Origin of the sequence: Chryseobacterium piperi, from assembly GCF_002285635.2 — a bacterium.
GTDB classification, from domain to species: domain Bacteria; phylum Bacteroidota; class Bacteroidia; order Flavobacteriales; family Weeksellaceae; genus Chryseobacterium; species Chryseobacterium piperi.
Genome location: NZ_CP023049.2, coordinates 4349917 through 4376367, shown reverse-complemented (window position 1 = coordinate 4376367; position 26451 = coordinate 4349917). Strand labels below are relative to the sequence as shown.

General features: G+C 34.2%; 24 protein-coding genes and 1 pseudogene. 10 read left to right on the top strand and 15 right to left on the bottom strand.

Annotated elements, in window-relative coordinates; all coding sequences use genetic code 11:
* Positions 1-202: 202 nt before the first annotated feature.
* The 4 genes from CJF12_RS19200 (at position 203) to CJF12_RS19185 (ending at position 6192) form a co-directional block, all read left to right on the top strand.
* Positions 203-685 carry a BON domain-containing protein gene (locus CJF12_RS19200; protein ID WP_034685753.1) on the top strand — a complete coding sequence of 161 codons (483 nt, stop codon included), beginning with the start codon at positions 203-205 and terminating at the stop codon, positions 683-685.
* A gap of 5 nt (positions 686-690) precedes the next feature.
* On the top strand, positions 691-1110 hold the full coding sequence (locus CJF12_RS19195) for an SH3 domain-containing protein (RefSeq protein WP_034685755.1): 420 nt from the start codon (positions 691-693) through the stop codon (positions 1108-1110).
* 77 nt (positions 1111-1187) lie between these two features.
* The gene (locus CJF12_RS19190) at positions 1188-3959 is read left to right on the top strand and encodes a TonB-dependent receptor (protein ID WP_034685758.1); all 2772 of its coding nucleotides are present in this window, start codon (positions 1188-1190) and stop codon (positions 3957-3959) included.
* Positions 3960-4332: 373 nt separating this feature from the next.
* Positions 4333-6192 carry a CocE/NonD family hydrolase gene (locus CJF12_RS19185; RefSeq protein ID WP_034685760.1) on the top strand — a complete coding sequence of 620 codons (1860 nt, stop codon included), beginning with the start codon at positions 4333-4335 and terminating at the stop codon, positions 6190-6192.
* Between the two features lie 40 nt (positions 6193-6232).
* On the opposite strand, the gene CJF12_RS19180 is transcribed toward CJF12_RS19185, so the two are convergent.
* The 3 genes from CJF12_RS19180 to speB all read right to left on the bottom strand — a co-directional run bounded on the left by CJF12_RS19180 (position 6233) and on the right by speB (position 8653).
* Positions 6233-6841, bottom strand: a complete 609-nt coding sequence (locus CJF12_RS19180) for an alpha-ketoglutarate-dependent dioxygenase AlkB family protein (RefSeq protein WP_034685792.1) — start codon at positions 6839-6841, stop codon at positions 6233-6235.
* Positions 6842-6887: 46 nt separating this feature from the next.
* Positions 6888-7730, bottom strand: a complete 843-nt coding sequence (locus CJF12_RS19175) for a bifunctional helix-turn-helix domain-containing protein/methylated-DNA--[protein]-cysteine S-methyltransferase (RefSeq protein WP_034685762.1) — start codon at positions 7728-7730, stop codon at positions 6888-6890.
* 68 nt (positions 7731-7798) lie between these two features.
* Complete coding sequence (speB, locus tag CJF12_RS19170; protein WP_034685764.1) at positions 7799-8653, bottom strand: agmatinase; 855 nt, start codon at positions 8651-8653, stop codon at positions 7799-7801.
* A gap of 186 nt (positions 8654-8839) precedes the next feature.
* On the opposite strand from speB, the gene CJF12_RS19165 reads away from it, so the two are divergent.
* Positions 8840-9502 (top strand): HAD family hydrolase, encoded by a 663-nt coding sequence (locus CJF12_RS19165; protein WP_034685765.1) that lies wholly within the window; start codon positions 8840-8842, stop codon positions 9500-9502.
* Between the two features lie 458 nt (positions 9503-9960).
* Here the strand turns inward: CJF12_RS19165 and CJF12_RS19160 are convergent, their stop codons facing one another.
* The 5 genes from CJF12_RS19160 to CJF12_RS19140 all read right to left on the bottom strand — a co-directional run bounded on the left by CJF12_RS19160 (position 9961) and on the right by CJF12_RS19140 (position 14265).
* The gene (locus tag CJF12_RS19160) at positions 9961-11352 is read right to left on the bottom strand and encodes a type III PLP-dependent enzyme domain-containing protein (RefSeq protein WP_034685767.1); all 1392 of its coding nucleotides are present in this window, start codon (positions 11350-11352) and stop codon (positions 9961-9963) included.
* 130 nt (positions 11353-11482) lie between these two features.
* The gene (locus CJF12_RS19155) at positions 11483-12358 is read right to left on the bottom strand and encodes a tyrosine-protein phosphatase (RefSeq protein WP_034685769.1); all 876 of its coding nucleotides are present in this window, start codon (positions 12356-12358) and stop codon (positions 11483-11485) included.
* The gene (locus tag CJF12_RS19150) at positions 12355-13002 is read right to left on the bottom strand and encodes a thiamine diphosphokinase (protein ID WP_034685771.1); all 648 of its coding nucleotides are present in this window, start codon (positions 13000-13002) and stop codon (positions 12355-12357) included. The genes CJF12_RS19155 and CJF12_RS19150 overlap by 4 nt, the downstream gene beginning before the upstream one ends.
* Entirely contained in the window at positions 12992-13561 is a 570-nt protein-coding gene (locus CJF12_RS19145; RefSeq protein WP_034685773.1) for a cob(I)yrinic acid a,c-diamide adenosyltransferase, read from the bottom strand. Before CJF12_RS19145 ends, CJF12_RS19150 begins: the two co-directional genes overlap by 11 nt.
* A gap of 119 nt (positions 13562-13680) precedes the next feature.
* A complete protein-coding gene (locus tag CJF12_RS19140; protein WP_034685776.1) occupies positions 13681-14265 on the bottom strand; it encodes a hypothetical protein in 585 nt (194 codons plus the stop codon).
* Positions 14266-14450: 185 nt separating this feature from the next.
* Between CJF12_RS19140 and CJF12_RS19135 the strand changes: the two genes are divergently transcribed.
* Entirely contained in the window at positions 14451-14978 is a 528-nt protein-coding gene (locus tag CJF12_RS19135) for a DinB family protein (protein ID WP_034685778.1), read from the top strand.
* A gap of 136 nt (positions 14979-15114) precedes the next feature.
* Here CJF12_RS19135 and CJF12_RS20300 read toward each other — a convergent pair whose 3' ends face one another.
* The 4 genes from CJF12_RS20300 to CJF12_RS19115 form a co-directional block, all read right to left on the bottom strand.
* Positions 15115-15909: a hypothetical protein gene (locus CJF12_RS20300; RefSeq protein WP_051887329.1), complete on the bottom strand. Its 795-nt coding sequence runs from the start codon at positions 15907-15909 to the stop codon at positions 15115-15117.
* A 78-nt stretch (positions 15910-15987) separates the two neighbouring features.
* Positions 15988-16938: a helix-turn-helix transcriptional regulator gene (locus tag CJF12_RS19125; protein WP_034685780.1), complete on the bottom strand. Its 951-nt coding sequence runs from the start codon at positions 16936-16938 to the stop codon at positions 15988-15990.
* A 60-nt stretch (positions 16939-16998) separates the two neighbouring features.
* Positions 16999-18726: an ABC transporter ATP-binding protein gene (locus CJF12_RS19120; protein ID WP_084675665.1), complete on the bottom strand. Its 1728-nt coding sequence runs from the start codon at positions 18724-18726 to the stop codon at positions 16999-17001.
* Positions 18727-18911: 185 nt separating this feature from the next.
* Positions 18912-19991, bottom strand: coding sequence for a baeRF3 domain-containing protein (locus tag CJF12_RS19115; protein WP_034685781.1), 1080 nt, complete (start codon positions 19989-19991; stop codon positions 18912-18914).
* Between the two features lie 345 nt (positions 19992-20336).
* Here CJF12_RS19115 and hmpA point away from each other — a divergent pair, with 345 nt between their 5' ends.
* The 3 genes from hmpA to CJF12_RS20525 are packed head-to-tail and all read left to right on the top strand — an operon-like array spanning position 20337 to position 22191.
* Positions 20337-21539, top strand: coding sequence for an NO-inducible flavohemoprotein (gene hmpA, locus CJF12_RS19105; RefSeq protein ID WP_034685783.1), 1203 nt, complete (start codon positions 20337-20339; stop codon positions 21537-21539).
* Between the two features lie 6 nt (positions 21540-21545).
* Entirely contained in the window at positions 21546-21995 is a 450-nt protein-coding gene (locus CJF12_RS19100) for an RrF2 family transcriptional regulator (protein WP_034685784.1), read from the top strand.
* Positions 21976-22191 (top strand): DUF2798 domain-containing protein, encoded by a 216-nt coding sequence (locus tag CJF12_RS20525; RefSeq protein ID WP_084675663.1) that lies wholly within the window; start codon positions 21976-21978, stop codon positions 22189-22191. Before CJF12_RS19100 ends, CJF12_RS20525 begins: the two co-directional genes overlap by 20 nt.
* A 357-nt stretch (positions 22192-22548) precedes the next feature.
* On the opposite strand, the pseudogene lptB reads toward CJF12_RS20525, so the two are convergent.
* A pseudogene (gene lptB / locus CJF12_RS19090) lies at positions 22549-23274 on the bottom strand (LPS export ABC transporter ATP-binding protein); the annotation flags it as partial.
* A gap of 103 nt (positions 23275-23377) precedes the next feature.
* On the opposite strand from lptB, the gene CJF12_RS19085 reads away from it, so the two are divergent.
* On the top strand, positions 23378-23671 hold the full coding sequence (locus CJF12_RS19085; protein WP_034685785.1) for a TM2 domain-containing protein: 294 nt from the start codon (positions 23378-23380) through the stop codon (positions 23669-23671).
* Between the two features lie 181 nt (positions 23672-23852).
* Here the strand turns inward: CJF12_RS19085 and CJF12_RS19080 are convergent, their stop codons facing one another.
* Both CJF12_RS19080 and CJF12_RS19075 read right to left on the bottom strand, forming a co-directional pair.
* Positions 23853-25190, bottom strand: a complete 1338-nt coding sequence (locus tag CJF12_RS19080) for an IS1182 family transposase (RefSeq protein WP_095591034.1) — start codon at positions 25188-25190, stop codon at positions 23853-23855.
* A gap of 143 nt (positions 25191-25333) precedes the next feature.
* Positions 25334-26344 (bottom strand): endo-beta-N-acetylglucosaminidase family protein, encoded by a 1011-nt coding sequence (locus CJF12_RS19075; RefSeq protein WP_034682649.1) that lies wholly within the window; start codon positions 26342-26344, stop codon positions 25334-25336.
* Positions 26345-26451 lie beyond the last annotated feature (107 nt).

Here is a 26451-nt window from a genome sequence, read left to right as displayed (position 1 = left end):
ATAAATAGTTCAAGTGGCACAAATATAATAGTTTTTAATTTGTACGTTAAAATTTATTAAATCGGAATAAAAGCCCTTAATTAAAACCCTGATTATAAAAACATTGTATAAAAATTATAAAACTTTTAGTTAATTTTTAACCGTTTGGTACAAATTTTATTATTACATTTATGGTATCAATACATTAAATAAATATACAACTATGAAAAAAACTATCGCAATGGCTGCCCTTGCTCTGGCAGTATCTTTCGGAGCTATTTCTTGTAAAAAGAAAGTTTCTGACGCCGATCTTCAGACTCAAGCTACAACAATCGTTACTTCAAATCCTAGTGCTTCCGTTGAAGTAAAAGAAGGAGTAGCTCACCTAAGCGGAACGTTCCCGGATCAAGCTTCTAAAGATGCTATGATTAAAGAGTTAAAAGCTGTAAACGGAGTAAAAGACGTTATGGATATGGCTACTATTGCTCCTGCAACTCCACCAGTGGACACAACTTCTGCGGTAGACCCGGTGGTTCAGAAAAAAGTTCAGGATGCTGTTAAGGATTTCCCTTCTGTAAAAGTAGAGGTTGTAAACGGAGAACTTACACTTACAGGAAGCGTTTCTAAAGAACAGGCAAGAAAAATCAAGCAGTCTGTAGATGCTTTAAAGGCTGGAAAAGTTAATTATAATTACACTGTAAAATAATAGAAATGAGCACATTACAAGATAAATATTCAGGGGTAATTTCTGCAGCTCAGTCTGCTGGAATTTCAAATCTTCAGGTTCAGGAACAAGACGGAATTTTATATGTTTCAGGAGCGGCTTCAAACACAGCAGCAAAAGATGCAGTTTGGAATGCTTTAGGAACTATTGATTCTACGTATTCTGCTTCAGACATCAATATTGATGTACAGGTTGCAGGACTTGCTTCAGGTGCAGCGCTTACTGTTGCTACAGAAGATTCTAACCTAAATATCAGACAGGAACCATCTACTGAAGCTGCTGTAGTAGGAAAAGCTTCAAAAGGTTCTTCAGTAACTTTAATTGAACAAACTTCTGACGATTGGTGGAAAGTAAAAACTGCTGACGGACAGGAAGGATATGCTTATTCAAGATATTTGAAGGCGTAATCCATAAAATAACAATAAAATCCCTGAAAGAAATTTCGGGGATTTTTTTTATACTTTTGGGCCGTAAAAAATATTTGATGAAAAAAATTATATGGATATTGATTTTTATATTCAATATTACATTATTAAAAGCACAACAAATCAATATCGGCGGAAAGGTAATCAGTTTTGAAAAGAAACCTGTAGAAAATGCCACCGTCTACCTTCTCAAACAAAAGGATTCCTCTATTGTTAATTATACATCTACCAATAAAGAGGGTAAGTTTTCTCTTAAAGCCAATGAGCTGAACGAGCCAACCGTATTAAAAATTGATGCAGAAAAATTAACTTCCTTTTCTAAAAATTTTGACAAAATAGATCAATCGCATGCCTTAGGGGAAATTATACTTGAGAAAAATACTGTTTTCGACATTGAAGAAGTGAAAATCACAGTATCACCGGTTAAAATAAAAAAGGATACCATTGAGTTCAACGCTTCATCCATCAAGGTACGACCGGATAGTAAAATTGAGGAGTTGCTGAAGCAGATTCCTGGTGTAGAAGTCAGTAATGAAGGAAAGATTACTGTTAATGGGAAAGATGTCGATCAGATTATGATTAACGGAAAGCCTTTCTTCGATAAGGATGGTAAAATCGCATTACAAAATCTTCCGGCTGATATCATTAAAAACATTCAATTTACCACTACAAAGACCAAAGAGGAAGAGTTGAATGGGAAAACAGCCAAATCAAACAATACCACCATTAATTTCAACATTGATGAAAAGAAGAATAAAGGACTGATTTCCAGATTTACATTAGGATTAGGCTCAGATAAAAGATATGAAGGAAGCGGACTCCTAAGCTATTTTAAAAAGGATACCAAAATCAGCCTACTTGCATCATCAAATAACATCAACTCTCAGGGTTTTTCGAATGATGAAGTTTTTGATAGTATGGGACGTGGCAGAAACTCCTGGATGATGCAGGGCGGAAGCATTACTACGGTAGGCGGATCTACATACTATTCTCAAGGAGGAAACAACACGAAAGGAATTCAGAAATCAACAACATTGGGGTTTAATTACAGTGATAAGCTGGGAAAAAATGCCGATTTGGAGACGTTCAGTTTAATGCATTCCAACAATAATATGGAAACCCGCTCCAAAGTTTCCAGAACCACACTACTTCCCGATTACACCTTAAAGACCAACTCTGAAAGCAACGGAGAAAATGAAAACAAGCAATACAGCTTTGATACCTCTGCACGAATTAAATTTGATTCGCTGACCAGCATCTATATTTCTCCTTCATTTTCCAGAACCGAAGGGTTTAATTTTAATAATTCAAAATCATCTACATTAAGGGATAATGTCCTTCTTAATGAAAGTGATTCTTATACAAGGACTGATTCTGAGAATAACTCTTTCAATCCTAATATTTATTTTTCTAAAAAATTCAAGAAAAAAGGAAGAGTGGCTTATGCTAATATGAACAGTTCTATTTCTGAATCTAAAAGCAATAATCTAAATAAATCACAAACCATTTTTTATCAGAATCAGAATACCAATGACAATAGGGATCAGCTCGCCAAAAATAAAAATCAAAGCAACAATTATCGGTTCAGTGCCGGGTATACTGAACCTATTTCTGATTCTGCAAGCGCAAGTCTTAATTTAAACTATAACTCAAGATCGTCCAGAACAATAAGAGATGTCAATGATTTTGATATCAATTCAGGGCAATATTCCAATTACAATTCTATATTGTCCAATAGTATGGATCAAAGGATTAATCAGCTTTCACCTGAATTATCATATGATTTCAATAAAAAGAAAATTAATATATGGGCTTCCGCACAACTTGATGTTTCCGATATGAAAGTAAATGCTACTTATGATGGAAAACAATATGATCTGCAGAAAAATTTTGTCCTTCCCAACTACAATATGAATTTTCAGTATTCATTTTCTCAAAACAAAAGACTCAGCTTATATACTTATGCGGACTTCACCATTCCCAGTGCAGAACAGCTTACGCCTTATATTGATCTTTCTAATCCGCTTATCGCTTATCAGGGAAATCCGAATCTTAAAAATACATGGACTAACAGAACCTATCTTTACTTCAATAATTTTAACATCCTGAAAAATACGAGCTACTATGTGAATCTTGGTTTTACCTATTCCAATAATGATGTGACCAATTATTCCTATTTTGATAATTCCGGGAAACAGTTTGTTACTTATGCTAATGTTAGTGGCAATAAAAATGTTGATTTGGGGGGAGGGTTCAGCAAAAGTTTTAAGTGGAAAGAAAATAAATTCACAATCAATCCAAGATTTAATATGAATTATGGATATAACCGGGGATTCATCAACGGACAGCAATTTTCAAGCGGTTCCTACAGTATTAATCCGGGATTAAATCTTACCTATGAGGTCAAAGACAAATTTACCATAAAACCATCTTACTCTATCGGATATAATTTTTCAAATTACACCAACTATAGCGTAGAAAGGGTTGAAACAACTAATCAAGCGCTCAAATTACAATTGACCAATTATATTTTTAAGAGTAATCTTGTTTTTGGAAATGACTTTGAATACAATACCAGCTCTAATATTGCACCCGGCTTTAAAAGAGATTTTTATTTCTGGAATACCAGTTTGGGCTATGCTTTTTTCAATAAGCAGCTGACCGCTAAAGTTAAAATATATGATGTTCTAAATCAGAACCAAAGTGTAAGAAGAACCATTATGAACTCCTATTTTGAAGATCGTGAAGATCTTATTCTCAAGCGCTACGTGATGTTTTCTCTCACTATGAAGCTTAATAAATTTGCAGGTAAGAAGATGCAGGGCAAATAAATGTGAATTTACACCAGTGTCTGTCATTTCGACAATAGGAGAAATCTCTTAATATAATTTTAAGCACCTGACTTTAATTATGTGATTTACTTTGTTGAGATTCCTCCACTCGACCTATGTTCCGTTTCTGAAATCGAAGATTTTAGCATATCTCGTGATTAATAGATCTATTTCTCTTCTCCTTTTTCTTTTCTAAGTGCCTCCTTTGCACCTTAAAATGCATTATTTTAAGGATCTTCGCGCCTTTTCGATTAAACATTATGCTTTTAAAAATCTTTGAGGCTGATATGGAAACAACTCGCTTTTTGTAGCTACTGTAAAATTCTCTCAGGCAGAACCGTTTTTATTTTTAAATTAGCTACAAATTTTATTTATGAAAATCCATATATCCATTTTATTTATTTTCTTTTTTATTATTGGAAATGCCCAAAATGCTCCCCAAAAAGATGATTTTGTGAAAGAAAATTTTACAAAACAGGAATTCTATATTCCCATGCGTGATGGTGTTAAGCTTTTTACAGCAGTATACATTCCAAAAGATATATCAAACAAAAACAAGTATCCTTTCTTAATGCAGAGAACCTGCTACAGTATTGCTCCGTACGGTGAAAATGAGTACAAAACGAAAGTTGGCCCAAACCAGTATTTAATGAAAGACAAATATATTTTTGTGTATCAGGACGTACGCGGAAGATATATGAGTGAAGGAACGTTTACCAATATGACTCCTCAGGTGGAACGTAAAACTAAAAAAGACGTAGATGAAAGTACCGATACTTATGACACTATTGACTGGTTATTGAAGAATGTAAAAGACAATAATGGTAAAGTGGGGCAGTTCGGGACTTCTTATCCAGGTTTTTATACGGCTGTGGGAATTCTTGCTGATCATCCTGCTTTAGTAGCCTCGTCTCCACAGGCTCCTATTTCTGACTTCTGGAATGATGACTTTCTGCATAATGGGAAATTCATGTTAGGATATTTCAGAACATTTCCGGTTTTTGGTGTTCAGAAAACTAAAGCTGAAAAGCAAGGCTGGTATATGGACTCTTTTATAAAACCTGTTTCAGAAGACGGATTAAAATTCTACAGAGAAATGGGAACTTTAAAAGATGGGTATGAGAAGTATTACAAAAATAACTTCTTTATGACCGAAATTATGAACCATCCCAACTATGACGAATACTGGCAAAAAAGAAGTCTTTTACCCCATCTGAAAAATGTTAATCATGCCGTGATGACTGTAGGCGGATGGTTTGATGCAGAAGATTTGTCGGGACCTCTCAATATCTATAAAACCATTGAAAAAACAAGCCCAAAAGCAAAAAACACGATCGTCATGGGTCCTTTCTCTCATGGTGGATGGTCTCAGGAAATGGGTAAGCATTTTCATAACGAAATTTACTTTGGTGATAGCCTGGCCACTTATTACCAAAAAAACCTTGAAACCAAATTCTTTAATCATTACCTGAAAGGAAATACTAAGCAAGATGCAGGTATTCCGGAAGCTGTAATGTATGATACAGGTGCTAAAGAATGGAGAGAGTTTACCAATTACCCTCCAAAAGAAGCTCAAAAAGTTAATTTTTATTTGGTAAACGGAACTTTAAAAAAGAGTGCAGGGCAAGGTACTTCAGAATATTACAGCGATCCTAATAATCCTGTTCTCAGCTCCACAAATCTTAAAGATTTTAATGGATTCACTCCAAGAAATTATATGTCCGAAGACCAGAGGTTTTCAGAAGGAAGACCGGATGTACTTACTTTTACTACGGATGTTCTAACAGAAGACATAACATTTGCAGGTGAAATATTGGCAAAGCTTAACATTTCTTCTACTTCTACCGATGCAGACTTTGCAGTAAAATTAATCGATGTATATCCTGAGGATTTTAAACCGGCAGAAAAGAAAGATGGAGTGATCTACGCCAATTACCATCAAATGGTAAGAAGTGAAATTATGCCTGCAAGGTTCAGAAATTCAAGAGAAAAAGCAGAAGCATTGATCCCTAATCAAAAAACAGCAATCAACTTCAGATTACAGGATGTAGTCCATACTTTTAAAAAAGGACATAAAATCCAGATTCAGATCAGCAGTACCTGGTTCCCTCTATTTTCTGTAAATCCACAAAAGTTTATGGATAACCCTAATATGGCATCAAAAGAAGACTATACAAAAGCCTTTATAAAAATATACAACGACAGTGCAATAGAAGCTGAAGTGATCAAATAAAGCATAAAAATGGTGGCTGAGATTCTCAAGCCACCATTTTTTATTCTTCAATAGTTCTGAATGTAAGATTAACTCTGGGAGTTTTTACTTTTGTTGTAGGTGGTAGCCTGTGCAGCCAATTATCCTGTGTTTCTCCTTTCATTACAAGCAGGCTTCCGTTTTCCAGAAAAATCTCTACTTTTTCTTTAGTCCTTTTATGTTTAAATAAAAACTTTCTTTCTGCTCCAAGGGTTAGAGAAGCAATAGCACCATGTTTTTTCAAGTCTTTTTCTCCATCGCTATGATACGCCATTCCTTCGCTTCCATCATGATATAAATTCAATAGACATGAGTTATAAGTATCTCCGGAAACTTCTTCACATTTTCTTTTAAGTGCCAATAATTCAGGAGTCCAAAACTTTGCATATTTCGTTCTGTTGGAATATGTATATTCAAATGCTCTTTCCCCAAACCACGCAACTTTTCTTTTCGTCAATATCAGCTTTCCAAAAATTACTGCCTCGTCATTTTCCCAGGGAATCTGATTGAATAAATAATCATAATAGAAATCAGATTTTTCTTTTGAAAAAATCTTTCCATAATAATTTACAATTCCGTCATCAGGAAGTATGTTGATTGGATAATCTGATATTTCTTCAAATAAGTTCATCATTTTTAATTAGCTTTTTTAAAACAAATTACATGAATAGTTAATTTTAAGAATACACCTGGGCTCCTTCCCAACCAACCATCAATTGTTTCCGCTCACTTCCCCATCGGTATCCTCCCATATTTCCGGAAGACTGAATCACACGGTGGCATGGAATCAGAAAAGCTACCGGATTGCTCCCAATTGCCGTTCCTACAGCCCTGGATGCTTTTGAGTTTCCAATTTTCTCAGCTAGATTACCGTAAGTAGATAATTTACCCATTGGAATAGTAAGCAGGCTTTCCCAAACCTTAAGTTGAAAGTCAGTTCCTTTTAAATGAAGTTTTATGGTATTCAAACGGTTCCAGTCTTTGTCAAAGATAGACAGGGCATTTCTTTGAAGATCATCTTGTCTTTCAAAAAAAGAAGCATTAGGAAATTGTGCTTTTAAATTTCCTAATGCTGTTTTCTGATCATTTTCGAAAGCCATGTGGCAGATTCCTTTTTCTGTAGAAGCGACGATAACACCTCCAAAAGGACTTTCGGAAAAGCTATAATTGATAACAAGACTTTTCCCGCCATTTTTGTATTCGGCCGGTGACATTCCTTCTATTTTTACAAACAGATCATGAAGCCTGCTTGTGCTGGAAAGCCCTGTTTCGTAAGCCGCATCAAATAAGCTTAATTTTTCTTCTTTTAATAAATTTTTAGCATGTTCAAGACTAATGAACTGCAAAAACTTTTTCGGACTTGTTCCTGCCCAATCTGTAAATATTTTCTGAAAATGGGCCGGACTAAGGTGAATTTTCTCAGCAACTTCCTCCAAACTTGGCTGAAGTTTAAAATTGCTCTGGATATATTCTATCGCTTTAGCAATTCGATTATAATCTATTTGACTTTGTGTGGACATATCATTGTATTTTACCTCACAAATTTCCAAAGAAAATTCCTCAAAAAAAATCCGATTCTTGCGGAATATTAATCTTGGCTGATGTGATAATAAGCTAACATTTTGTAGTATAATTTTGCTGCCAGGAATGCACTTGGTTTAGCCATCGGAGAATCCATTAATTCTACAATATCAAAAGCAACTACATTACACTTTTGAAATACTTTCATCAGTAATTCCAGTGTTGGGTACCATTGTAAGCCTCCTGGTTCAGGAGTTCCCGTTGAAGGGCAGATTGAAGGATCAAAGGCATCCAGGTCAATTGTAATATATACGTTTCCTGATACTTGTTCCAATACATCATTGATCCAGTTATCATTTACGGCAATTTCATGTGCAAAAAATACTCTCCCTTCCGGTAAATACTGATACTCTTCAACATCCATGGAACGGATTCCCACCTGTACCAGATTATGTTTTTGATTTGCTTCAAAAACAGCACAAGCATGATTAGAAGTAGAGCCATGGAACTCAGGACGTAAATCTGTATGAGCATCCAGTTGAAGAATTGTTAAATTATCATACTTCTCTCCTACTGCACGGATCGAACCAATAGATACCGAATGTTCTCCTCCAAAAAGGGTAAATAATTTACCTTCATTTTTCAAAAGTTCTTTTGTCTTTTGATAAACAGCTTCTGTCATCGCTTCAGGCGAAGAGTTTTCAGAAACTTCACCTGCCAGGTAAACTCCATCCAAATAAGGTTCAGTATTTGTTTCGATGTCATAAAGCTCCATATTTTCCGAAGCATCTAAAAATAATTCAGGACCTTTATCAGCTCCTTTCCCCCATGTTGAAGTCCCATCATAAGGAACAGTCACCAAAATTACTTTTGAATTTTCCAATGACGCATTTTCTTCAGGAATTCCAGCGTATGTTTTCATGTTTTTATTTAAAAATTAAATGATTTAAAAATTGACTTATTTCTGGCAAAGATACAAAGAAGTTGGAAGATGAAGGAAAGTTATAAGTTAAGAGTTTGGGTTATTGAAATTTCAAATTACGTCCATAATTAAAGGGCTAGTGTCATTTAATCTTTAATACCTATTTTTGCATCTAAAATTTAATTTATGTCCTTAAAAGCTGTGCTTTTTGATATGGATGGGGTAATCGTAGACACGGAGCCGTTACATAGAAAAGCGTATTTCAAAATGTTTGATGATCTGAAGATTGAAGTTTCGGAAGATTTGTATACTTCCTTTACAGGAAATTCAACCAAAAAAGTTTGTGAAACATTAATTCAGAAGTATAACCTCCCCCATACTCACGAACAATTGGCGGATATTAAACGAGCTTATTTTAAGGATTATTTTTATAATGATGCTGACTTTGATCTCATTCCCGGAGTCAGAAAATTAATTGAACATTATTATGAAAATAAAGTACAATTAGTTATTGCTTCTTCTGCCAGCATGGTAACCATCAATATGGTTTTTGAAAAATTCGGATTGGAAAAATATTTTAACGGAAAAATCAGCGGCGCGGAACTAAAAGAATCAAAACCTCATCCTGAAGTTTTTCTCTTAGCAGCACAAGTAGCTAATGAACCTCTTGAAAACTGTATGGTTATAGAAGATTCCACCAATGGAATTTTGGCAGCATACAGGGCTCATATTTTTTGTGCAGCTTATAGAAGTGAGCATTCCATCAATCAGGATTACAGTCTGGCCAATATTACTATTTCAGATTATAGTGAGCTTGAATTGGATAGAATTTCAAAGCATTTTGTATAAAACAGGTTGAAAGAATCGGAGCTGATCATTATAAGAGATCTAGACTGAACTACTCTATTTTACTATCGAAGACTATTACCTTTTTTTTTCTCGCTGATTTTGCAGATTGCGCAGATCATAAAAATCTTTGATTCTTATAGAATTTATGTGTACTTCATATACAGCATGCATTGAACTGTAGTCGCTAAAATGTTAAAAAAAATTTAGTGTCTTTTATTGATTATTTCTAAACGCAAAGTTTTTACTATTATACCGGTTTATTATAAGAATGCAAAGAAGTAGTAACAAAGTTTACGCAATATTTATAAGCTATTTTACGATTCAGCGATTCAACGATTTTGCTCTGACTGACATCTATTAATTTCAGGTTTGATATATAAAGAAAATAGGCTGTTTTAAAAGTAAAACAGCCTATTTTTTATACTGACCTGTCAGTTACAAATGACAGATCAATTTATTTAATATCCCAGAAGTTTCAATACATCTTCCGGCTCTTGTCTTTCACGGAAAATTTCATACTGAAACTCTCCATTTTCATCTTTTTGAATCAGAATATGTCTTGGCTGAGGCATCAGACAGTGATGCACACCCCCATACCCTCCAATAGTTTCCTGATAAGCTCCTGTATGGAAAAAACCGATATACAATGGCTTCGTATCACTGAAAACAGGCAGGTAAATAGCATTGGTATGCTGCTCTGAATTATAATAATCGTCTGAATCACATGTTAGACCACCCAGAAAAACTCTTTCATAAGTATCTTCCCAACGATTCAAAGGAAGCATAATAAAGTGTCTGGAAATCGCCCAGGTATCCGGAAGCGTTGTCATGAATGAAGAATCTATCATATTCCATTTTTCTCTGTCGTTCTGACGTTTCTGAGAAATAATTTTATAAAGATTCGCACCACTTTCCCCAACAGTAAAGCTTCCAAATTCGGTATAAATATTAGGCTCTTCTACTCCTTCTTCTTCACAGAATTTTTTAATTTGTGAAACAATTTCCTCCACCATATACTGGTAGTCATAATCAAAATTCAAAGAAGTTTTGATCGGGAAACCTCCACCAATATTCAATGAATCAACTTCAGGAGCGATTTTCTTCAAACGTGCATATACACGAAGACATTTATACAATTCATTCCAGTAGTATGCTGTATCTTTGATACCTGTATTAATGAAAAAGTGAAGCATCTTCAATCTTGCATTCGGGTGCTCAGCAATCTTCTGACTGTAATAAGGGATGATATCTTTATATCCGATTCCTAATCTCGAAGTATAAAATTCGAATTTAGGTTCTTCCTCAGAGGCTATTCTGATTCCAATATCAAAAGTAGAATCAATACTCTCCGTCAACTTATCCAGTTCCCGGTAATTATCAAGAATAGGTGTAATGTTTTCAAAACCTTTATTGATCATATCTGAAATCTTTGCCAGATAATCATCTGTTTTGAATCCGTTACAGATCACCTCAATATCTTTATCTACCTTTCCTTTTTCATAAAGAGATTTGACAATATCCATATCGTACGCAGAAGAAGTTTCAATCGAAATATCATTCCTCAGCGCTTCTTCAATAACAAAATTAAAATGACTGGATTTTGTACAGTAGCAGTATCTGTAATTTTTCTTATATTCGGTTTTCTCAAAAGCCTCTTTGAACCAGCTTTTTGCTTTTTGAATATTTTGAGAAATCTTCGGGAGGTAACTTACCTTTAAAGGAGTTCCAAACTTTTCAACGACTTCCATTAAAGGAATATCATGAAACAACAAATTGTTCTCAGAAACATTAAATTCTTCCGTTGGAAAATATAATGTCTGATCAATAAGTTCCGAGTATTTTATTTTCATTTTTTAACAAGTGAATTAAGAATGCAAAATTGCTAAAAAAGTTTGATTTTTTACTATTAAAATTATCATAAATTTACAACTTGTTGTAGAAAGGTATCAAGCTGAAATACAAGTAGACATTTATTGATTATCAATAAGTAAACTTACGAATATAAGATTGTCTTTTATCCTCATCAATTCCCAAAACCTGTTGAATATAAATATTCATTGAACCATATTTATTATCAATTTCATTAAATGAAGCATCAAGGTATCGTTTTTCGACCCAACTTAGCTTTTCCAATACCTGCAAATCCATTTTAGGATATACAAAATGAAGGGTATTAGCAAGCTTAAGCCTTTTCATAACTAAATCTTTTCTAAAATTATTGGACAAAAGATATTCATTATCAATTGTTGTTCTATCAAACTTTAAAATAGTCAGAATTAATGCCGTAATAATTCCTGTCCTGTCTTTTCCGGCAGTACAGTGATAAAGAACAGGCTGTTCAGATTCGAGAATTTCTGTAATAATCTTTCTGATTGTTTCAGGATTTTCTGTGACATACTCACGATAAAACCGAATCATTCTTTGATCTGCATCAGCTGCATTTACTTTTCCTTTTAAAACCAATTTTTTAGCCTGTGAAAGCTGATCTCCCTGATCTTCAAAAGCAGAGTATTTTTTATAAATGATGTTATCAGGAAGATGGTCGGGCTTTGAAGTAATCTCCTTTTCGTTTCTCAGATCAATAATTTCTTTGATTCCTCTTTTCTGAAGGTTATCAAAAGAGGATGCCCGTAAATTATGAAGATGTCCACTTCTATACAGCATTCCTTCCCTAAGTATTTTTCCATTTCTATTTTTTATATGGCCTACTGTCCTGAAATTATATATTTTTTTAATGGCAATGTGGCTTTCAATACCATTTTTACCATATTCTGGAGAAGTAAAACGTTGTGTTTTGCAAGAAAAAACACAGAGTATCGTAATAAATAAAATTGATATGTTGAGTAGTTTTTTCAATATATTGTAGGATATTCTATTTCATTGATCCCTACAAAAAACAATAGGTCCCCTGCACTGTATTCGATAGAGACTTCATCTTCAACAGCAAAATTCCGGGTTCCTATTCTTGAGGTAATACTTAAATTTCCATCAGTCAATGACCAGTTCAACCCTTTGGTCGTTATATTTTCCACTGAAGGAAAAGGATAAAGAGAAATCATTCTATTTTTCACACCCTTCAAACTGAAATTTTGAGGAATAAAATAATATTCAGAAAACTCGTCATAAAATTTAATGTTTAACCGATCTTTAAATGCATAGGCAACCGTAAGGTTACCTAAAAAGTGATCCTGTTCTCCACCACTTCCTCCTAAAACATCGATCTCAGAAAACCCTTTTTCTAAAATAATTTCTAAAGCTTTATGAAAATCTGTTTTATCCTGATCTAGTGTAAGGATGAATTTATCCTCATATACGTCTTCATCCGATCCTGAATGAGAATCAAAATCACCGGAAATAAAGTCTAACCTTTCCAAAGGAAAACCTTGCCTTTTCAAGTAATGAAAAGCTCCATCTGTACAGGCAATTAAACCATAATGATCAGGATTGGGAAATGATTTTGGAACGTCTCCGTTGATGAAAAGTAATGCTTTATCTTTCATTCGGATTCCAATATTCTTCCTGTTCGTTATTTAGTTTTGAAACGTATCTGGCCAAAACAAAAAGATAATCTGAAAGCCTGTTAAGATATTTGATCAGTTCGGGACGTACCTCTTCTGATTCATTTAAGAAAACCAGAGAACGTTCAGCTCTACGGCATATTGTTCTTGCAGCATGTAAAAACGTAGCAGGCTTACCACCACCCGGAAGAATAAAATATTGAAGAGGTTCCAGTTTAGTTTCAAAAGCATCCATCCATTGTTCTAACTCTTCAATTTCTGTTTCTGAAATAATTAGTGGAAGACGTGACTTTCCATTAGCAAGCATCAGCTTATCAACCGGCGTTGCCGCCTCAGATCCTACTGTAAATAAATCAAATTGAATTTTCTTTAGTTGCTTTAGCACCTCCGCATCTTCAATATGACTTTTTGCAATACCTATGAATGAATTCAACTCATCTATATTGCCATAGCTATCTACCCTGGCACTCGCTTTAGAAACTCTTGTTCCACCATACAAAGCAGTTTGTCCTTTATCTCCTGTTTTAGTATAAATTTTCATACTACTAAATTACTTTTTTAAAATTATCTCTACAATACCTTAATGTTCTGTTTCTGAAAATCATTTCTAGCCCTCTATACTTCATAAAAAATGGCCGATAAAAAACGACCATCTTCAAATTATTTATTTACCTCTACATATTGCAACACTGTCTTGTTTTTAGAGTTATAAATAATGGTACTGCTATTCGGAAATCTTTTCAGTTTGTAATATTCGATACCATCATCGTTCTTTATATCTTCTAAAATATTTTTATCAATCGTATTTTCGGGCAGAAATTTTTCAATAAAACTTATTTTATCGATGATACTCTGCCCATTTATTTTTCGTGCTTTCTGGTCAGACTTACTTTCATTAGTAGTAGCCTGGCCTTCCAGAAAAGGAATTAAAGTTTCTTTATCGGCCTTATATTTAAAAATATACCCTTCAGTACCATTAGGAAATACGAATTTTTTTCCACTTTCCGCAGAAATCAAGTCTTTCCCGGAGTTAGGGAAAACATCATTAAACTGGATGTCCTGAGAATTTGTAAGAGATTTTATGGATTCATTAACCGTATTTTTCACCCTTTCTTCTACAGCTGCCTGAGCTTTCTGCTGTACCGTTTCAGTTGTTTTCTGAACCGTTTGATCTATTTTTTCACCAATTTTATTACATGAGATTACCAGGGGAACAATGGTAACAGCTAAGATAAACTTCTTCATTTCTCTGAAAATTATAATAATTACCCGCTTGGGTCAATCCATCTTTTTTCTAAACGGAAAAATTTCAATGATATTTTGGAACACAAGAAAATAAATATTTTTTATTTCGAAAATACTACTGACAAACTGTTGTCATCATCGCCTATTATCTTTGTATCAACAATAACAAATAAAACAAAAATATTATGACAACTACAGCAACTGCCACAGCTACAAAACAGTTTATGACCTCTGAGCAATTATTGGAACACTGGCAAGGGCACAGAAACCTGACAAGAAGAGTCATTGAAGCTTTCCCTGAAAAAGATTTATTTGAATTTTCTGTTGCAGGAATGAGACCTTTTGCAAAATTAGCCGTAGAACTAATCAGCATTGGCGGACCAGCCTTAAAAGGAATTACCGAAAAAAATATGGAAGCTTATAATGAGGAAGGCTTTAATCCTAAAACCAAAGAAGAAATTCTTAAAAAATGGGATGAAGAGACAGAGGTAATCAATCATTATTTCAAACAGATCTCCGAAGAACGTTTTCAGGAAACTTTCAATTTATTCGGGCAATATGAATTTCCGGTGTATCAAAACATTCTTTACTTCGTAGATAATGAGATTCACCACCGTGGTCAGGGTTATGTTTATTTAAGAGCCCTAGGAATTGAACCTCCTTTCTTCTGGGAAAGATCAATTATACATCTAAAACTTTACATCAATCATTAGATTTAGCTAAAAAAACATGCTCAGAAAGTTCTGAGCATGTTTTATATTTTAATCTGATAAAAAGTTTAATAAAACCTAATTTCTAGCTTGGGAAAAACAAGAAAAAATAAAGAAACTTCCTTTGAGCTATCAAAAATTACTGATTCTTAGTCTTCATCTGAAGAAGCTCTTGAACTTGTTTTCTCAATTCTTTAATCTCTTCAGATTGACTTTTCAAAGTCGCGTTTTCTTTCTGAAGTTCTTTAATTTGTTTGTTTTGCTCTATCGAGTAAAGGGTTAATTCTTCAACCTTTTGTAAAAGCTTAATCTGAAACTCTCCGATATTTACACCGTCTTTTTCCATTACTTTTGCATCAGCAATTTCCGGTAAATGCTTCTTCTCTTTAATATGTTTTTCAACTTCTTCTAATTTTGGAAGATGATAATTTTCTTCAAATACAAAATCTGCTGTTGGCGTAAGTGTTACTTTTATTTCTTTCGCTTCGAGCTTTCCTAATAATTGAACATTACCATTTTCTCCATTAATAGTAAGTTGCTTACTCCAATCCCATTCCGTATTATCTAAACTTCTAGGAGCAATATGTAAATTTTTACCACCACCATCAGGCGTATGAAAAATCCAAGAATTCGTACCCCCACTAATAATATCTTGAAATTGAGCATTACCCGCAACATCCAATTTATAATTAGGAGTTGTTGTTCCTATTCCTACATTTCCGTTATTTAATACTTGAACCCCTACTCCTGCAGCTGTTTGAAGTCTTACTCCTCCATACCAATTAATAGCTAATCCGTTTGACCCAGATACCGGGTAGCGGCCTATAAAGTAATTGTTAGCATCTGAATTCCAGTAAAGTTTATCGAAAGCAATATTTTGTGAGAACAATGATCCAAAGATCATTAAACCTAAAGCTGATAGTAATCTTTTCATAAATGTGTTTTTTATTTTTAATATAATTGCAAATCTAATGAATCATTTGCTTTTGATAAACACTCCTGTAATTTTAGTTTATATTCTTTTAGAAATATCTGTAATCAATTCTTTGAGCTTTATTCTCAGAATTTCAGGTTCTAAAATAGTAGCATAATCTGCAAAAGTAATTAACCATCGTGGAAATCCTTCAGTAATCCATTCTGTTTCAAAAGTGAGTAAAACACCTTCATCTGTTTCGATTTCTTCTACAAGCCCGTAATATTTTTTGGAATTTGCCAGGTGGCCTATTACTTTTTTATCTACCAACAGTTTTACTATCGTCAATTTCTCCTTGGAGCTTACTCTATAATCTTTGATTTGCCCATACTCCTGAGAAAAAGGGTTAGGTGTTTTCGTAATCTCTAGAATTCTGTCTACACGAAATTGCCTAAAATCTTTTCGTAGGGTACAGAAAGCCATGATATACCAATAATTAAATTCGAAAAACACCCCAACAGCTTCAATAATTCTATTGGAAATTTTGGAGTCAACACTTTTGTATTCGATAGATAATTGAGTTTTTTCGGCAATACTCTCCAGAATGGTTGGAATGACATTTTTAATAGAATCGGTGGATTGAGCATGGTAATAAAATACATCAATCTGCTTCTCAATATTCTGAATTAAATCCTTATCTGAATATTTCAAAACTGAGCGTACTTTTTCCATTGCCGTCTGGTAATGAGATCCCAAGCTTTGGTGGGAAAATTTCTGCATCAGTTTTTCTGCAGTAATAAAGCTTAATACTTCTTCTTTAGTAAACATGACAGGTGGCAGCTTATAACCATCCATTAAAGAGTAACCACTCCCCGCCTCTCCAATAATGGGAATTCCTGCATTTTCGAGTGTCTTAATATCTCTGTAAATTGTTCTGATGCTTACTTCAAATTTTTCGGCAAGATCTTGTGCCCTTACCAACGGTTTGGACTGCAACTGCGTAAGAATTGCCGTTACTCTATCAAGTTTTTTAAGATAATGATCGTTCATTTTATTTAATGGCTGGTAGTTAATGAAAGTAGATAGTTGACAACATTGCTACATTAATAATCAATTATCTTTAAAAGAGCTGACCAGTTTATCTAAATTAAGGCTTCTTGCTGAAGCATCAAAGATTTCTCTGTATGTGCCGTTTTGCTGTACAAGCTCGTTATGGGTGCCACTTTCAACAACTCTTCCCTTTTTCATTACATAAATTTTGTCTGAATCCAGAATTTGAGACAACGAGTGAGAAATGATAATAACAGTTCTCCCTTCTTTAATAGCATCTAATGAGTTTTTAATTTGTTCGGTTGCAATAGCGTCTAAACTTGCTGTAGGCTCATCAAGGAAAATAATTGGGGGATTTTTCAAGAACAATCTGGCAATAGCTATTCTTTGTTGCTGTCCTCCGGAAAGCTGCGTTGCATCATGTCTGTATTGATCACGTAAATCTAAAATCTGGTCATGTAGGTATGCTTTCTTTGCTGCTTCCTGAATCTGGTCAAACGTCGCATTCATATTTCCATACCTGATATTATCTTCAATACTTCCCTGAAAAATATGGTTCTTTTGAAGAACCAGGCCAATATCATCTCGTAAAAAGGTGTTGTCAAAATTATTAAGATTAACCCCATCCAGTAAGATTTTCCCTGAATCCGGAAGATAAAATTTACATAAAAGGTTAATAATAGTAGATTTTCCAGCCCCACTCAATCCTACCAAAGCAGTAGTTTTACCATTTTCGATGGTCATGGATACATCGTGTAAAGCTTTTGTTCCATTAGGATACGTAAAGTTGATATCTATTAATTCAAATGTCCCTTTAATTTCTTTTTCTATAAATGTTCCGCTTTGCTCTTTTTCATCATCTGCATTCAGAATGTCAAAATATCCTTCAGCATAAATCATCGCATCATTCATATCATCATAGATACGGTGAAGCTGACGGATCGGCGAAGAAACGTTATTAAAAAGCATGATATGAAGCATAATCGCTCCAATAGTCATTTGTTGATCCAAAACAAGATAAACAGTCAATAGAATAATAAGAACAACTCCAAATTGTTCTATAAAAGTTTTCAATCCGTCATAAATAAAGTTGGTTTTCCTGGTGAACATCTGGCTTTCCATCAATTGCATCTGAAGGTCGTATTGTTTTTTACCTTCAAATTTTTCCCGGACAAAGCTTTTAATAACCATAATGGAGTTAATCAGATTCAAAAGCCCGGAGGTTTTTTGCTCCCGTTGATTTCTCAGCTGACGGCGAACTCCGCCTAATTTTTTTGCCTGCAAAGAACTTATATAAAAGTAGATCGGAACTATAATGGTAGAAACCATTCCCACATATACATTCTGCATATACATAATAATCAAAGCGATTATTGCATTGGAAAATAGAGGCAAAATATCAATAAAAAAGTTCTGAACAAGTTTTGTTAAACTTTCAATACCCCGGTCTATTCTGATCTGAAGCTTACCGGATTCATGATTCTCATCATTAAAATAGGCTACCCTGTAGCTCAATATTTTATCAATAGCAGATTGTGCCAGTACAGAACTTACATTAATTCTGATTTTTTCACCATAAAACTTCTGTCCGAAGTTGATAAAAATATTCAACAGCTCTTTTCCCAGTAAAATAATAGAAATAATAACCAGCACATGAATTCCTTCAGACATAGGATGAGGTAGTGTTGTAAGCTGGGTTACCTCATCAACCGTATATTTTAATACAAGTGGGTTGACCTGTGCAGCGAGAGCTCCCAGGAAAGTAAGAAACAAAGTACCATAGATCATTAAGCGGTAAGGTCTGATAAATGGGATAAGCTGCTTATATATTCCGAATAAAGTAATTGTTCTGTTGAAAGGTTTCGCCATTGTTACAAAAGATCTTTAGTAAATTTAAGCCTTTTTTAAAATAGTCTATAAAAAAAGTAAGCTGACTTGAAGCCAGCTTACTCTTTTATAAATAAAATATATTTCTAGTATCTCGTTTTCAAAACGATTTTTCCTAGGTCTAAAAGTTCATCCTGATTGGTAAAATGAACTCTTCCTTTTTTAGAGAATACTTCCCATGCAATGACAGATACAATATCATCTACCACTCCTGGTTCTTTAGAATCTTCTACATATTCAAAATTACGCTCATCAATCATTTTAACAGGCTGTTCATAATCCTGATGCACTATTAACAAATCTCCTCTTCCATCCAGAGATGCCTGATAAATTTCCTGCAAATCCGTAAGAACAGTTCCCTGTGGAACAGCTTCTTTGATTTCTTCAATCGCTAAAGCACGGTTTTCTTTTTGTTTTTCTTTAATGATCTCGTACGCCTGCTCTACAATATGATGCTCCTCTGCAGAAACATAATTCTTGTTATCATGACCTATATAAATCTTCGGTAGATCAGCAACTTCCAGAAGTTTACTAAAATTATCCGTTGTACTGATAACCACCACATTCAACCCTGAGCTTCGGTGAATTTCAACTACAGACTTATCAACTCTGTTGAAGTACTCTTTGATTTGGTTATCCACTTGCTTTGAATCACTTCTCACATCTGAATGAGTGATATAAAACGGATTTTGAGGAAACGGAAACCCTTCTTCTTTAACTTCTCTAATAATAGAATCGTTTAACGCTTCATATAATTTTGTTCCACTTTGTGTTAAAAGTAAGATAAGATATTCCTGAGCTCTTACTGTAGCTTTGATAAGAGGTCTTACTGCAAACTTTTCATCAATCTCAACAACGTTTCCTCTTGATTCCCAGGTTGATTTAATAATCTCCTCTGTATCTTTGGATATAAATATATGTAAGCTGTCTAAATTATATTGATGATCAATCTTACCCGCAATATTCTCTAATTTTTCCAGAACTTCTGCTGCAGGTCTTTTTCCATACTCATCAATAACACGATTTTCAGCTTCTTTTACAAGATTTTTTAGGATAATCTCATCTTGTTGGTTTTCAGGAAAAGTTCTGTGGGTATTCAGTGAAATACTTACACATGGTTCACTTTTCTCATTGGCTAGTTTTTGTAATTTTTCTTGTAATGACATATTTGTATTTTATTATTAATAGTGAAATTTAACGATTTATTTTATCACTTTAATAACAATCAATACAAAAACCAGACCTTTAAACTACATAAAGATCATATATTTTGAAAAAGTAAAAAATATTTTCAAAAAGCAAAAATTACCTTTAAAAAATATTGGTATTAGTTTCACCCAGATAAGAAATTCCATCGAAAAAAAAATATAAAAATCGCTTGTCAGCAGCAGATAATAAGGTATAATCTTATGATTGAAATCTTTTTCAACAATCTTTTTTTTAATTGTTGCATTTAAAATACAACAATTAATTATTTTTTGTACATTTGCTTCATCATAAAAAAAGACAAGATGAATGACAATCAAAAAAAGCTTGTAAAAGCGACAGTTCCGGTTTTAAAAACCAATGGTACAGATCTTACGAAACATTTTTACACACGAATGTTTAAACACAACCCTGAGTTAAAAAATATTTTCAATATGAGTAACCAGGCTAGTGGAAAGCAACAACATGCATTGGCAGGAGCCGTATTAGCCTATGCCGAGCATATTGAAAATCCAGGAGTTCTGATCGACGTTTTAAAATCTATAGGCAATAAGCATGTCAGCTTAAACATTACTCCTGAACAATATGATATCGTTGGTTTACATCTGATATCTTCTATACAGGAAGTTCTTGGCGAAGCAGCGAATACTGAACTGATAGAAGCATGGACCCAGGCATATAATGAACTGGCCCAAATCATGATTTCTATTGAAGACGGAATTTATAAATCTACCCTGGAAAAAAACGGAGGATGGAAAGGCTGGAGAGCTTTCATCATTTCTGATATTATAGAAGAAAGCAGTGAAATCAAATCTTTTTACTTACAACCCAAAGATGGAAAAACTATTGCAGACTATCTCCCGGGGCAATATATTTCTATAAAAACATTTATTCCTTCATTGGGTTATGAGCAGCCCAGACAATACAGTTTATCCTCAGCTTTCATGCCCGATTATTACAGAATATCTGTAAAAAAGGAAAAAAACACTCAAAGCTTTCCAGATGGAGTTGTTTCTAATGTACTGCATCAAAAGGCAATTGGGGATGAAATATGGGTAAGTGCCCCGGCCGGAGTTTTTCACGCTAATCCAAGTTCAGAAAATCCACTGGTATTGATTAGCGGGGGTGTAGGAATAACTCCTCTACTGAGTATGCTGGAAACTAATAAAAACAATCTTCAGAAAAATACAGTAGTATGGTTGCATAGCTGCAGAGATGAGAAAGTGCATGCTTTCAAAAATCATGTTAACCAATTAAATGAAAATAATTATTGGCTTACCACCCATATCTTCTACGAAAACCTTACTACTGATACTGACATTGCTAAAAAAGGAAGAATAGATCTGCATGAAATGAAAGATGACATTCTCATTGATAAGGCAAAGTATTATATTTGTGGTCCCGAGGCTTTTATAAAAGCGCAATATAATTCTTTAATACAGCTTGGTGTTTCTAAAGAAGACATCCTGTATGAAGAATTTGGCCCACAATTGCTTCATCTAAATTAACCATCAATGAAACTGAACCACTTTACCGACTATAGTTTACGCGTCCTTATCTATTTGAATCAAAATAATAAGGCAAATTCCTGTTCTTTGGATGAATTATCCGAAAAACTAAATATATTACGTAATCATCTTATTAAAGTGGTTCAGTTTTTATCTCAAAAAGAATTGGTCATCACCAAAAGGGGGAAGAATGGAGGAATTGTTATTTCTGAAAAAGCAAATAAAACAGGGTTAGGAGACCTTATTCATCTTTTAGAGCAAGATGATAGCCCAATCATCAACTGCCATTCGAAACCATGTGTATTTATGTCATACAATTGTAAGCTGAAATCATTTTTAGACACTGCTTATCAGGCTTTCATCAGTAGCATGAACCAGCATTATCTATCTGATCTCATTTTTAACAATTGGGAAATTATTTTTGCCAGTCAACACAATGCAAGAAACACTACTTAAAAGTCTATTAATTACTGCCATCATCACTTTTACACTAAGCGTCATACACAATAATGAAAACATTTATGACGAATATTTCCTTTATAAATGGCTAAAATCCTGGTGCATTGCATACACCATAAGTTTAGTGTTTAATATTTTTTTATTCCCTCGTTGCAAATTAATCAGACGGAAACAACATGAAGGAAAACATTAAGCAATCTTAGAAAGTGCCTGACTATCCTTCATAAATATAGGACGTAAGATAATGAAGCTCCGCTTTGCTTGCTTCTTTAGATTCTGCTTCAGCTTGCTCAAGAGAATATTGTGAAGTAATTTCTTTTCTTTGGAATACAAATGAATTATTGGCATTCTTATCAACAATATCATTAAAGATATGTTCGATTTCAGAATTAGCCAGAGAGGCAAAACTTATATCTTCAAAGCCGTACATCAGTCTCAGGTCGTCAAATTGTGAAAACTGATCATCTACAAAACTTTGCAGTTGTGATTTGGAATCAAAGTTTCCAGCCCAAATATTATAGACATACTTTTTCTTTTTAGGCTTATCTAAAATACTCTGATACACAAAGTTTTCCCCAAGATAGGCTTCTCTTACCTGCGGATCATTAGCCAGGTCTTCAGGAAAACCTTCTTTTAAGATTTTCCCTTCAAACATAATATAGGTTTTATTAGTAATTGCCAATGTCTGCTGAACGTTGTGATCCGTAATCAGAATTCCAATATTTTTATCAACCAGACTTCGTACAATTTTTTGAATATCTTCTACTGCAATCGGGTCAACTCCTGCAAAGGGCTCATCAAGAAGAATAAAATTAGGATTGGTTGCCAGACAGCGTGCAATCTCTGTTCTACGTCTTTCCCCTCCTGACAGAAGGTCTCCTCTATTCTTACGAACGTGCTGCAATGAAAACTCCTCAACCAGCTCATCACATTTGATTTGCTGTTCTTTTTTTGAAAGCTTTGTCAACTGCAAAACTCCCATAATATTTTCTTCAACAGAAAGCTTTCTGAAAACCGATGCCTCCTGAGCGAGGTAACCAATTCCCTTTTGGGCTCTACGGTACATCGCATCAGTTGTAATCTCCTGTTTATCCAGGAAGATTTTTCCGGAGGTCGGCTTAACCAACCCTACGATCATATAAAACGATGTAGTCTTCCCTGCTCCGTTAGGACCAAGTAAACCAACAATTTCTCCCTGTTGAACCTGTACAGAAACGCCTTTTACAACTTTTTTAGGACCGTATTCTTTGATTAAGTTTTCTCCTCGTAAAATCATAGTGGCAAAGATATAAATTTGTTTTAAGTTATGATTTTGTAACTACTCTTATTTTTGTTCGACTTATGTTAAAAACAACTCACCTATTATAAAATATGTTATCATGGAAAATTACGGCTATACAAAAACAGAAAATAATCAAAATCAGCAATCCAACATCCCCTATCGTTCGGAAAAGAAAATTCCGGCCGCACTGCTAGGAATACTTGTAGGATGGCTTGCGTTAAATAAATTTTATCTAGGATATACAAAAGAAGGGATTATACAAATTATATTGAATATTGTAACATTGGGAGCTGCCTCCATCATCCCTTTTATTGAAGGAATTTTATATTTATTCATGAGTGACAAACAGTTTGATGATACGTATGTTTATGGAAAAAAAGGCTGGTTGTAAAGTTCAATAAAAAGTATTTATTGTATTTCTATAACTCAACTAAACCTCATCATTTCACAAAAAAGAGGCTGTCTCAAAAGGACAGTCTCTTTTTAGTATTTCATTGAAAAAAGATTTCGATATTTTGAATAAAAAAAATATCTTGGAAAAAAGAAGATATAAGTCAAAAAAGCAGTCTGTTTTAGGCTGCTTTTGACATTTTCTTTAGATTGTGGGCAATTGCGAGTATGCCGATTTCTACCTCGACTTTATTTTTTCCCCGAAGCATGAATCGTTTAAAATTTTTGTTGTGTTTGAGCTCTGCAAAAACAGGTTCAACATCATGGCATCTTTGTTTTCTGAGTTTGATGCCCTTGCTGGTATTAAGAAGTTTGAAAACCTTTTCTCTGATTTTTGCCAATTTAGGATTGTTTTGTGAAGTGGTTATTTGTCCCGATTTCTGATCTTTTCTGAAGTAATTATATTTAACATAAGCTTTTATTTTCTTAGATTTTAACAAGTTGTAATTTTCTTCTGAGCCATAACCAGCATCAGCAACAAGCTCTTTGGGAGCTTTATGATAGCTTTCTTCAAAACCCAGTAAATGAGTCGCTAATGTTTTGGTGTCTGTTGGGTTGGGATGAATTGAATAATGTAAAATGAATTGTCTATGGGTAGAAATTTGTAGATTGTAAGCGGGTTTTAGTTGTCCGTTTCGCATATGATCCTCCTTCATTCGCATAAAAGTAGCGTCTGTATCGGTTTTGGAATAGGAATTTCTATCTTCTAATAATTCTTGCTGTTTTTTATATTTCTCTAAATTATCTGCCCAGTTTTTCTTAGCATAATTCAGTTTCTGACGAACTTTTGAAGCTACTTTTTTATCTTTCAAAACTTCATTGATCTTTTCGATGGTTTGAGTTACTTTTTCAGAATCTACTTCTTTAAAATCAATACTTTCTGTATTTTCAAGCTCGTCTTTGGCAACTGTTTCTGCATAGTTCCAAAGCTCTTCTAATTGCTCTGCAATCCTTTCTTTGTGTTTTTTGACAGCTCTTCCCCAAACAAAAGTATAGCGATTGGCATTGGCTTCTATCTTGGTGCCATCTACAAAAGTGGTTTTCAGACTTACCAAACCTTCCTTTTCCAAAAGAAGAACAATTTGTGTGAAAATAGCTTTAATCTCACCTTTCAATCGTTCACTACGGAACCTGTTTAAGGTGTTATGATCGGGACGGCTCATTGCAGAGAGCCACATAAAATGGATGTTTTCTTTCAAGGCCTGCTCCATTTTGCGGCTTGAATAGATATTGCTTAAATAGCCATAAATCAAAACTTTCAAAAGCATTTTCGGGTGGTAGCAAGATGTTCCGCCAGGTTTGTAGGTTTTAATTAAGCTTTTGATATCCAAGCCATCAATAATGTTTGAAACAATTTTCACAGGATGTCGCTCATCAATCAACTCCGATAAATTGGGAGGAAAAAGCAGATTTTCTTTGGGGGTGTAATCTTTAAAGACTACTTTTGACGTACTTAACACAATGCAAATTAATCAATTTGCAACTATTAGGAAAGCGAAAGCTTTCCTTTTTGCATAAAAAAGGCTATCTCTTTTGAGACAGCCTCTTTCATTTTCTTTCATAATTCCAGTCTGTTTTTGAAATTTATATATCCTAGTTTATTTTAAGGATTCATAATCTTGATCAGATCTTTAGTTACCCTGAAATTTGGAGCCAAAAGCCTGTTATCCTTAAAGGAACTTAATGGAGCATCCCTTTCTATAGCATAAGAAAAGACTCCTCCTTTCTTACCTGTTGCAGGCTGCCATCGGGCATAATCATAGGCTCTGCCAGTACCATCCTGAGGATATTTCACATCATTCCAGTAATTTCCAGGATAGCCATTTTCCTCATAGAAAGAGAAACCGGGCAGAAACTGCTTCATGCTGATATAAGGAGCATACAATGCGGAAACACTTGTAAGATTAGATGTACTTCTTCCATAGGCCTGAAGAAATACAAAATTATAATAAGAAGCCGTCAGTGTAAAAAATGTTGTCGGATTCTGATTGGTGTCATAAACAAATGTTTTCCCTGTTCCTGACTTCGGACCAAAATGCTTGGATAAAGCCTGTGCTGCTGCAACAAATTTTGTAAGAGTCGCGCCTGTAGGATTGCTTTCAATATCGATATCAATACCGTCCAGGTTATATTCTCCAACCCACTTATTATAAATACCTTGCGCCCATGCTGCATACCCGGCAGCATCTTGTCCTCCGGTAGTAGTGGCGGAGCTTAAATCCCCTAAGGTTATAATAACTTTAGTTCCCCTTTTATGAAGATAAGGTACATAATTCGTTTTTAAAGTATTCCAATAGGGATTAGTATCCGGTGTATAATCAGGAAATACCATTACTACATCCAGGCTATCGGGGAGCCATCTCATACTCGGAGTATTACCACTTGCTGTAGCACTATCCCGCCATGTACGATAGTAACCCGCAGATATCTGATGATCGGTATTTTTATAAGCGATTAGGTCATTCAGATTAGTACGCGCATTCACACTTAATTTTTGTGCAGAGGGAGTCCCTTTATCCTCTGCTAAACTCCGGTCATTTTCTGTTGAACATCTGACACATAGCGTTGCCATTATAAAAAGGCATAACGCAAAAGAAAAGCTTGTAAATTTCATCTCAATTTATATTTTTAGATTTAGGTTAGAAATATAAAAAGTTTATGATGAGTTTTTATAATGAATTTATTGCAAAAACCTCAAAAAAAATATCAATATGCCCCATT